This window comes from Corynebacterium sp. ES2794-CONJ1, from assembly GCF_025660615.1.
Lineage (GTDB): Bacteria > Actinomycetota > Actinomycetes > Mycobacteriales > Mycobacteriaceae > Corynebacterium.
Genome location: NZ_JAOTIM010000009.1, coordinates 1 through 10,316, shown reverse-complemented (window position 1 = coordinate 10,316; position 10,316 = coordinate 1). Strand labels below are relative to the sequence as shown.

General features: G+C 49.6%; 4 protein-coding genes and 1 pseudogene. 1 reads left to right on the top strand and 4 read right to left on the bottom strand.

Annotated elements, in window-relative coordinates:
• The 4 genes from N7326_RS09350 to N7326_RS09335 all read right to left on the bottom strand — a co-directional run.
• Nucleotides 1–4,048, bottom strand: a 4,048-nt coding sequence (locus tag N7326_RS09350; protein WP_263088582.1) for a Rib/alpha-like domain-containing protein, incomplete at its 3' end; no start/stop codon positions are given.
• Nucleotides 4,049–7,960: 3,912 nt separating this feature from the next.
• Complete coding sequence (locus N7326_RS09345; protein WP_263088580.1) at nt 7,961–8,221, bottom strand: hypothetical protein; 261 nt, start codon at nt 8,219–8,221, stop codon at nt 7,961–7,963.
• A complete protein-coding gene (locus N7326_RS09340) occupies nt 8,184–8,810 on the bottom strand; it encodes an InlB B-repeat-containing protein (RefSeq protein WP_263088578.1) in 627 nt (208 codons plus the stop codon). The genes N7326_RS09345 and N7326_RS09340 overlap by 38 nt, the downstream gene beginning before the upstream one ends.
• Nucleotides 8,811–8,997: 187 nt before the next feature.
• Nucleotides 8,998–9,315, bottom strand: a complete 318-nt coding sequence (locus tag N7326_RS09335) for a hypothetical protein (protein WP_259158708.1) — start codon at nt 9,313–9,315, stop codon at nt 8,998–9,000.
• Between the two features lie 716 nt (nt 9,316–10,031).
• Between N7326_RS09335 and N7326_RS09330 the strand changes: the two are divergent.
• Nucleotides 10,032–10,316: pseudogene (locus N7326_RS09330) on the top strand (glutamine synthetase); the annotation flags it as partial.

Here is a 10,316-nt window from a genome sequence, read left to right as displayed (position 1 = left end):
CGCCGTCGGTGTCAGCAACCTTGGGGTTGGTGTTACCTGGAGCGCCGTTCTCGTCGAACTTGTTCTCTGGGAACGGGTTCTTGGAGCCGTTAACTTCGTCGCCGTCGTTGATGCCGTCGCCATCGGTGTCGGCATTGTTCTTGTCGGTGCCGAGTTTATCTTCCTCTTCGTCGGTCAGGCCGTCACCGTCAGAATCCTTGCTTGGATCGTAGTTCGGGTCGGTCTTCTCGTCGGTTTGGGCGGGATTAGGTACGGTCTTGCCGTTCTCGTCAACCATGGTGTTGATCTCGTCGCCGTCGTTAACGCCGTCGCCGTCGGTGTCAGCAACCTTGGGGTTGGTGTTACCTGGAGCGCCGTTCTCGTCGAACTTGTTCTCTGGGAACGGGTTCTTGGAGCCGTTAACTTCGTCGCCGTCGTTGATGCCGTCGCCATCGGTATCAGCCTTGTTAGGGTTGGTGCCGAAATCAGATTCCTCCTGATCGCTCAGACCGTCGTCGTCCGTATCAACCTTATTCGGGTTGGACTTCTCGTCGGTTTGGGAAGGATCGTCGACGGTTTGGCCGTTCTCGTCAACCTTGGTGTTGATCTCGGCGCCATCGTTGATGCCGTCACCATCGGTATCCGGGTTAAGCGGATCGGTGTTACCAGGCTCGCCAGCTGGATCGTGCTTTTGATCCTTGAATGGGTTTTTAGACCCATTGATTTCGTCACCGTCGTTGATGCCGTCGCCATCGGTATCAGCCTTGTCAGGGTTGGTGCCGATTTGTTGTTCTTTCTCATCAGAAAGACCATCGCCATCTGAATCGTTGGAATTGAGATTCGGGTCGGTCTTCTCGTCGGTTTGGGAAGGATCGTCGACGGTTTGGCCGTTCTCGTCAACCTTGGTGTTGATCTCGGCGCCATCGTTAACGCCGTCACCATCGGTATCCGGGTTAAGCGGATCGGTGTTACCAGGAGCACGATCCTCCAGGTACTTGTTTTCTGGGAAGGGGTTCTTGGAGCCGTTAACTTCGTCGCCGTCGTTGATGCCGTCGCCATCGGTATCAGCCTTGTTAGGGTTGGTGCCGAAATCAGATTCCTCCTGATCGCTCAGACCGTCGTCGTCCGTATCAACCTTATTCGGGTTGGACTTCTCGTCGGTTTGGGAAGGATCGTCGACGGTTTGGCCGTTCTCGTCAACCTTGGTGTTGATCTCGGCGCCATCGTTGATGCCGTCACCATCGGTATCCGGGTTAAGCGGATCGGTGTTACCAGGCTCGCCAGCTGGATCGTGCTTTTGATCCTTGAATGGGTTTTTAGACCCATTGATTTCGTCACCGTCGTTGATGCCGTCGCCATCGGTATCAGCCTTGTCAGGGTTGGTGCCGATTTGTTGTTCTTTCTCATCAGAAAGACCATCGCCATCTGAATCCAGTAGACCAAACGGAGCTGTTACTTTGTCAGTGGAATCATCCGAGTAGGTAACGATAACTGGTATATCCCAAGCTATGGCTCTGGAGTCGCTCGGGGTCGTCAGGGTGATAACACCGGTATCTTCGTCAATTTCAACCATCGCGGCTGCTATGTCAGCTGGTAGGTTTGTCTCGTCAATAGCGAACTTCGTACCCTGAGGCTTTGAAACGTCACCGACCTCGCCAGCTTTAGTGAAGGTCGGGGGTTGAGACTGAGATTGCTGACCCGCTGTTGCCGTAGTTGGAGCGTATTTAGGGGTGTACTTCACAGCCTCATCTGAGGATACTCTGAGGGGCACCTTGTTGGTGAACCTGAGTTCGAGATTGTTACCGTATTTGACGGTATATTCAACTGTAACATTGGGATTATCCTCGGTCGCATCCACATCCTGCGTGGGGGTACCTGTAATAGTTCCGGAGGCCTGGTCGAATTTAAGGCCTGTTGGAAGTCCCTCGACAGTTATCGAATCTTTGACCAGCTCAGTACTCAGGTCTTCATCTTCATAACCGGTAGGTGAAACTACCTGCGAATACTCCGAATCCCTCAGCGCTTCTTCAAGGGGGGTGTCAGTAACGATGATTCGGCGAGCGGCTGCGTACTCAGGTGGATTAATTGATCCTGGCCCAACACCATTAAACTTTACCCTGAAAACTCCTGTTTCCGTTGGCTTACCTACAAGCTGTTGATTGCTGTCAATCTCGAGACCACTAGGCAGACCCTCAGCAGTCAGCTCTTTGATATCTGTGCCTTGGAAGAAGCTTGTAGCTTCGAATTCTTCAAACAGTGAGCCTGGGATTTCATTGCGAACTACGAACGAGTCCAGAGCGATAGCTGAGTCTTTTTCATAAGTGTTAGCATCCGAAATTGGATACAAAGTGGCTTGGTAGATTGTTCCATCCGAAGCATTCGAGGGAACCTCAAAATCGCATGAACTGAGAACGCCTTGATCCGAAAGTTCTAAATCATTGCAGGTCTTGATTGCTTTTGTTAGTTTACCGTCGATACCGACTTCCGACCATTCCACGGCGTATTTTTGGTCGCCAATAGGCTGAAGACCGGTTGCAGTAGTCTGGATTTGTGTCCCAGGGCGAGCTGGATTCTCTTTTGTGTCGTAATCTACAATTGAGAATAACGCCCGAGTTAAGGTGAGACCAAAGTCAACGTTTTTCCAGTAATTTGCTGGACCTGACGATGCTGATTCGTAATTTACAGCGCTCCATCCGCCATTATTGGATTGTTCCTGCTTTTTGTAACTGTTGCCGAAGTTGAATCCATAGCGGCCGGACCAGCGTCCACCCAGCCAGGGATCAATAAATCCAGTGCCCTCGATTGGGCCTAGTTTTGTATTGCCGTTTATATCTTCGTGCGCCAAAGTTACGTTCATCCACTCCCAGTTGACATGCTTGGAAGTGTCGGTAGTCCAATATTCGCTGATCGCTCCCATGTTCCAGTTACCGTCAGATGGCGACTTGGCAACAGTGTCGTACTTATCTCCAACTTTTCCGGCGCTCCCAGGCCATGGTCCATAGATTCCGTTGAACTGGATTACATATTGACCGTCGTCACCTGACGTCGTTTCAACAGTTTCGGCAATCCAGTTGGGATTTGATTTGATCTGTTCTTTGATCCAACTCTGGATTTTGTTTTCGTATTCCACAGTCCAGTTGTCATCACGAAATTCCTCAACCCCAGGAAATTCAGTCGCCTTGACAGCCTCAAAGTGTTCGATAATCTTGGCAATTGCAAAATCGTGCAGATATGATGCGACAATTTTTTGGCCACCGATTGCTTTGTCGTATGGCCGATGGTAGTTACGGACCGCTGCCCAGCTCAATTTGGCGGCTAAGCCACCGCCATTTTCCCAATACACCCGTCCGGTCATTTGACCGTAGCCACCTGCTACTAGTCTGTCGGAGTTGTTTACCCACTGATCCTTGGGTTTGTGGATGCCTAGATAGTCTTCCGTTTTAATCTTAGGTACGAAGAATACACTGACACCTTGTACATTGTCTCCGGAGGGACTCCACGCAATAGCGCCATAGTTGATATCTAGGACCTCAGACTTAGGCGCAAGTGACTGCCCATAAGCCCAGAAGAACTCATATTCATCGGGGTTGGGTGATTGAGCCCAAACTTTAATCTTCTCTGGTCCTCCGGATAGAAAATGTGGCTGGCCATCGAAGGTTCGAACATCATTGAAACCCAGGTTAAACGGTTCCAGTAAAACAGTCCAGTTACCGTTTGCATCGGAAGTTGTGGAGTAAATCGGGGATAGAACGCCTTTGTCCGACCATTGAACATAGATCGTTGCTCCAGCTAGTGTTTGATCCTTCTTCCACGCACCGATATTGTACGTTGTTAACCCTCCCACCTGGCTACCTTCTAATCGAACGGTGCCAGACACTGTGTGTGGATCTCCAGGTTGAGCAGATTTCGATTGGATAACTTCCTGCCCGAGCCATTTGTCCGTTTTGGTTTCCGCCGCAAAAGCTTGGCCCGGGACTGTGACAGCCAAGGCAAAAACGGTGGAGAAAGCGCTTAAACCAGCGATCGCGCGCCTCCAGGCGGCCGGTCGCCTTTTGTAGTTTTCAGGCATAGATGCCTTCCTTTCTGTTGAGATTTTCCGCTGATCACCTCCAACTCGGTGGTTAGAGGTGAGGATCCGAAATCCAAGCGGCCTTCCCACTCTATCTTAGAGATTCGTGAGAGAGCTTAAATATAATTCAGCGAGTATGTTTAATACAAGAAAAAGCCCAAAGACCATGGAGATCATCTGGTTTGCTGTTTCGATTGAACGTTTAACCTGCAGGTTCACCAAGACATTTCTGAAAATAACTTATAAAGATTCAAGCCAAGGCGCCCCCAGCGGGGGGTATCAAATAGTGGGTCCACAACCATGCCTCTAATAACTGGGGAATGTAGACAGTCTGCCGAGTTTGTTGAACTTTATATTTTGGGGGCATTGATCGGCAACAGTTTGCTTAAGACTCTAGCGCCAGCCTCCATGAAATACGAGTCTGATTTCATCAGCGCTAGCCAGTACTAGGAAAAATCTAAGAAGTACTGGCTTTGTAAAATCTTATTTCCCAGGGAAAGTTAGGTTGATGGTGCAAACATAGTTTGACCGCGGGTACACTTGACGATGTCCTGATGCTGCGAGCACTTGTCGTGGTTGACCCAACTTAGAATTTAAGAAATTGTGAGTCAATTTGTCGGCACAAGATCGGCGCCTCGATCGCCTTACGATTTTCTGAAATGTGTTTGAATTTTTCAAATGATGACAGGCCTAGCGCCCGCACCATTATGAGATTTCGGCAAAGGTTAACGTTAGCTCAGCTGTGAGTTACGGCTATGATTTGGGTCAATTTATCCAGGTGAACTTCAAGGCAACTTTAGCCACGTTGGGTTGTAGCAGTGATGATTTGCGTGCAGCGATCGCTGGAAACTGCGGTTCGGGTCGCAGTCAATTGATGGAGAAACTATTGCCTAAGCTGCTTTCAGCTGAGGTAGGGTCTAATATCCTTTAAAGATGGCTTAGAGTGCCGACATAGGTGCGATACACGAATTGGCTAACACAGTTCTACGCAGGGACTTGTGTAGACTCGCTCATTCAGCGGGAGTATTCATTTCCTCCGATCCGTAGCAGGAGTTCGAAAAAGAATTGGAATTTTGATTCTCGTTCAGGGTGGCTGCCAGAGGTCCTCGTAGGCACCAACCGTAGGTCTATAGCGCCAGGGAGAATTGAGCAATAAAGGTTTCCGACCCAAGCGGCTTTCAATCTACCGGGGGAATATGCAGATTTAGGTTGCTTGATTACGTCGGTGATAATTGGCTAACTACTTTGGTTATGTCGTATCTACTGATTAGAGCTGGCGGATCATGGTTTCCTCCGGCAGTCAAAGCCCGGAGAATTGGGGCGAATTTAAAACCCGTTGCGGTTTCACAGAGGAACTCTATGCTCCAAACTTTTGGCCCGAGGTTGGTCAAGATCCTTTTGTCGGTGTGGTCAGAAAGCTAATGCTCCCTCTTAATCGTTGTAAACAATTCTACTTACTAGGATTCGGCGCTTTCTCTTGAATCTAAAAACACCTCTATAAAGAATTTGGTCGTCGGGGCTTGACGCATCTTTGTGGGATGTCTCCGACTTGCGAGCATTAACCTTAAGTCGGGCTAATGTTATTTCCTAGTGGAACTCACCGGTAACTGAAATTTGGAGACTAATTATTCGCTGCGAACAGAAATCTTGAAATTAGAAATGGCAGTCTTGCATTGCAGTATAGACCAAATACTTCCCGGGGCTGGATGCTGAACACGCAAATATTGGAAGTAAGAAGTCCTGGTACCTTTCTAAGATTTTACAGTAGAAAACACGAGCGATGTACTGGAAGATGTCTCAGAGCCGAACTAGTGAAATCCCAGTTCATCCGGATAACTTGGCTCTCCGCCTAGACCAGGCATAGTTTTTGTTAATAACTACCATGGCGGATTAAACCTTTAACAACCTGACCAGTGGGCTTATCCGCGTGACAGTGACAAGCATGTTGCCGCAACCGTCACGGCATCGGTCCAGCTGGAGGTTGGAGAAAAGTTCTCACAACGAGTCGTCTAAAGAGGCCAAAGGAGGGTGATCATCAAAATAGCTTAAAAACTCCAGGCATAAATGATTGAACTTGATCGACGGTGCCAATATAGAGCTATATTTTAATCGGCCGAGGGGCTCTTCGGACTTCTGGTCAACAACCAAATTGTATTTTGCATGGTCGGCTACGATACCATGTCAAATGCTAACCCTTGAGTTTGTTAAGAAACAGCTGGAAACGAGCGAATCCGTTTGGCGCGACTTCCGGGGGTAGACTATGAAAAGCTAAGTTCTTCTCTATCAAGGAATTTTGTGTGCTATCAACATGAGAGCTCAAATTTTGACGAATGATAGGATGGATATTATCGCTAGATTCTGCGACTAGTACACGTATTTGACCTTCGAGTGTTGGCGCTCCGAAGTAGAGTTTTTCAATGAAGGTAAATATGGTCAAAATCGTTTCGAGTGATCGAGAATTGAGTTTATTCATAGGTTTAACCTGCAAAGATTCCCGAGTGACTTGCTTAGGTGATTTTAACGGTCTGAACATTGGCGTAGGAGCGCCAGACTCCAGCCTTGAAGTATCAGTCAGACCCCGATCTGGGTGGATATCCGCGGGTCTGGTGCTCAGGCAAATACGTGAGGCACCTTTACATATGGTGAGCGTACATGGACTGCAAGCCAACGTGTAAATAGTGAACCGTAGCTCTCTGTTAAAAAATGAGTCTAGACGTTGGCATCTCGGAAGCTTCCTAGTACTTTCGCCGGCGTCTCCGACTCAGTGGTATGCGTGGGTTTCTTGTTCCATGTCTGCTACTCAGTACCAGAGCCTTTTCGGTCACCTCAGCTATTTAGCATTGATACTAATCGGCAAGTAGAGCGATCCTCTCGATAGTGCCGTCCACTAGAATGAGGGACTCCTTGGATCAGTCGTGTGCCTTAGCTCGTTAATCTTTATCCTTCGTGCACAGGTAGAATCGTAAAAATATCCTCGGGTAAAGCGAACTAACCGGTCGCATGATGAAGCATTAGCTTGGAGTTCGAACAGAATATCTAGACGCGGGTTTATTGCATTGGGTACGTAAATGCTTAGGGGAGTAATCGCAACTACAACCTGGCTCGGCTTTCATCCGTGGCGAAAACCGTTGTCATTGATGTATTTGAGTCTCCGGACTCCCAATTTCCCACCTGTGCTCCCTCACTGTTGGAGAGAAGGTAACGGCGACGGTGCCAGCGGATCTAAGAGATGAATGATCTTTAGAGTTCACGAGCCCGGATCGGGCTCCTCATGCACATCAGATTTCGACCAAACTTTTCAACAGCGGTATCTGTCCACTTGGATAAGGGCGGAGGAGAAATTAGCGGCAAGGTCAATCACCTACGATTAAGATCAAGTGACTGCGAGGTGGTTATCCTCGGTCTGATGGATGGCGGTTAAACGATCTAGGCACAGGCTATCTAGGGAACTGGGGAGGGACAATTCATTCTTCATTTAGATTATCCCGGTTTACGAGGGAGACACGCACTAGATTCACTGAGGATGCTGAGGTACTGCCTACGCTAAGCCTTTAGTTTTTTTGAGTTACAGCGGACGCAATTGGCTGTTAAGTAGTCGCTGACATCGGTACGGGCCATAAATGACTGTATTCGTTAGATACTGTCATCCGTGGTCTGGGGTCACCTGTTGTTGTGCAAGCGCGTTCTTTCGAGCCTGTTTAACACCCCGCTCTGCCTAAACCAGCTTCAGAGTTAGTATCTACGATATGGCACGCACTGAATTCGTATTTTACGGGTGAAAGGTCGAGACTCGTGGCCCTGCGAGAAACTCAGCCTAGATCACGAGCGTGATCTAGGCTGAGCGCGCAACGGGAGGCCTAACCGGGCCTGGTAATGGTTCTCCTGGAACCTAATTCGTTCAAGTAGCTCCTTTTAGGAAGTACAATCCTGATTAGTGCGGGAATTGTGGTCGTACCACGCGGCAATTACTCCAAGTTTGCCAAGAAGCGCGAGCGGGCTAGCAATGGGAGCAGCCTTTGTAGCTTCGTGTTGAAGCGGTGCAACGATCCGATCCATCTCAGCTCGCAGTGGAGCGAAGGCACGATCGAGATCTGCACCAACGCGACCGATGCAGCGGTCCCACTCCTTCGCGAATTCAGGCCGGTTGTCGTGGTGTGCGTGCTGGCCTGACATACCGAAGATGGATTGGATGAAGCGAGCAATCCACGGACCAACAACTGAGGCGACGCCCAGGGCCAGAGCAGTCAGTGTAAGAGCCCACGGTGAGAGACGATGCATGAGTGCGGCCAGCAATTCCCTCATTCAGAGGGGCCAGTTTGGCGTAGAACGTGGTATTACCAACAAGTGGTCGCTGAGCGATCTGATAGCCGTAGGTGATTTCTTCTGTTGCCTCGTTGGTATACCAGCCCTTGAATACGTAACCCTCGCGAGGAACTACCGTTGGAATCGCGATATTACTTCTACCCAAAGAAGAACCTTTGTCAACGGCATAGAGCTGAGAGCGTGCGCCGTCTACTAGCCCACGCTCAGGATTAGCGCTAAAAGTTGCCGTAGCCTGGTTGGTTGGGGTGACCTGGTCAGTGGTGCGCCACTGTGCCTTGAATACTGTGTTTTTGGTGATGGGGTATAGGAGCGCCTCGTCGGTGCTAGAAATCTGGACTTCATCCTCGGCTCTCGTGGACCGATCGACCTCGATCACTTGCCATCCCGCCAAATTCAAGCTCGATTTCTTTTCGTGAGCGCTGAGTACTGGTTCGGTCAAAGCAGTGCGCGGATTTGAGGGGATATCAAGGAGGGAATCGCCCCAGAGGACGCCCTCATAGGACGTCGGTGAAGCAATTAAGGCGCCTGGGATCTCGTCGGGTGTGCTTAGTAGGAGGCCTGATACACCCAGTGTAGAAGCTAGGTTCTCGAAACCGTCGGCAAAGCTCCGTCTACTGTAGTTATCCTTAGCGGTGAACGGGGAATAGTACTCTTTCTTCGGCGGAATTTTCGCTAGCTGTCTCGATGCGCCCGTGTTGAGTGACTATTTTGACGCCCTGTGGCTTAGCGGCGAGAACCCACTCGCCGGCCATCGTTGCGTATCCGGAGTAATACGAATAATCCGATCTATCAATGGCGAGATTTTTCTGATACGGAGGGCACTCAGTGCCAAAATCATTCGACTGTACCAATGCAGGGGAGCAGCGTCCCTCATGCCAGTATCGATCAATCATGAAGGAATGGTGGAAGAGCAGCGCTCCCTTGTGCGCCTGGTTCCACGGCATGGGAGATCAGTGAGAATAACTCTGGGTCGTGGTTCAGCTCCGCTCTATAATCGTCATCAGGCAGATCCATAAAAGTCGCGATGAAGTTGCCCGCTGGACTAAAACTCGCAAGAGACGGCGTTCTTGGTGCCCAAACGTGAGTTTCTTATTCTTAGAAACCGATGGATCATTTCTCCTAGTGGCAGTAAAGCTCACGGACCGCTCCACAGCTTCCTTATCCGATAGCGGAGTGTAGCCGCGCGAGGACAGATTTAAAGTATTTGTTGTCCGACCCGAGGTGCCTAATAAGGGATTACCGAACACGTTAACCTGCATAGTCGTTGCAAAGAGATCGGCATTTGCCGGATCGGCAAGTGCAGGAGTGATGTGTGTGGAGGCCAAGCTCGCGGTGAGGCACGCCGCGACGCCCAAACGGCTTCTTGGTCTAAATTGTACAGTTTTGCCTTTTCGAAGGTGCAACCCCATTAGTGATCTCGATTGCTGCTGGCAGCGCTGATAAGCATTAATTCCTAAGCAGCACAACATTTACGAGAGAAACCTAAGTTAAGTTTGAGAAACCTATATATCTAAGCTCTAAGGCCTGCAGTGTCCCGAGCAATCACTCGACTTCACGCTGCAGGAAAATGTTCTCCCATCATCAGGTGCAAGAGCTTGCGTAGCCCAACCGCAGGGAAGCTATTTTGAGACCGCTAGCGATGGACTGCACGTAGCGCGCTGCTGCGGAGGAGGGGTTTGAGTGTGCGGTGAGTCCGGAGTTGGAGTTTTTCCTTGTGGAAGAACTGAGAGTTGATGGGCAGTCTCCTGTGCCTACGGATAACGGTGGGTATTTTGATCAGTCGAGCTATAATATCGCTCCACAGTTTCGTCGTGATGTGATGATTGCTTTGGAGGAGATTGGTATTCCGGTGGAGTTTTCTCATCATGAGACCGCTCCTGGGCAGCAAGAGATTGACCTCCGTCACGCGGATATTCTCACTATGGCGGATTCGATTATGACGTTT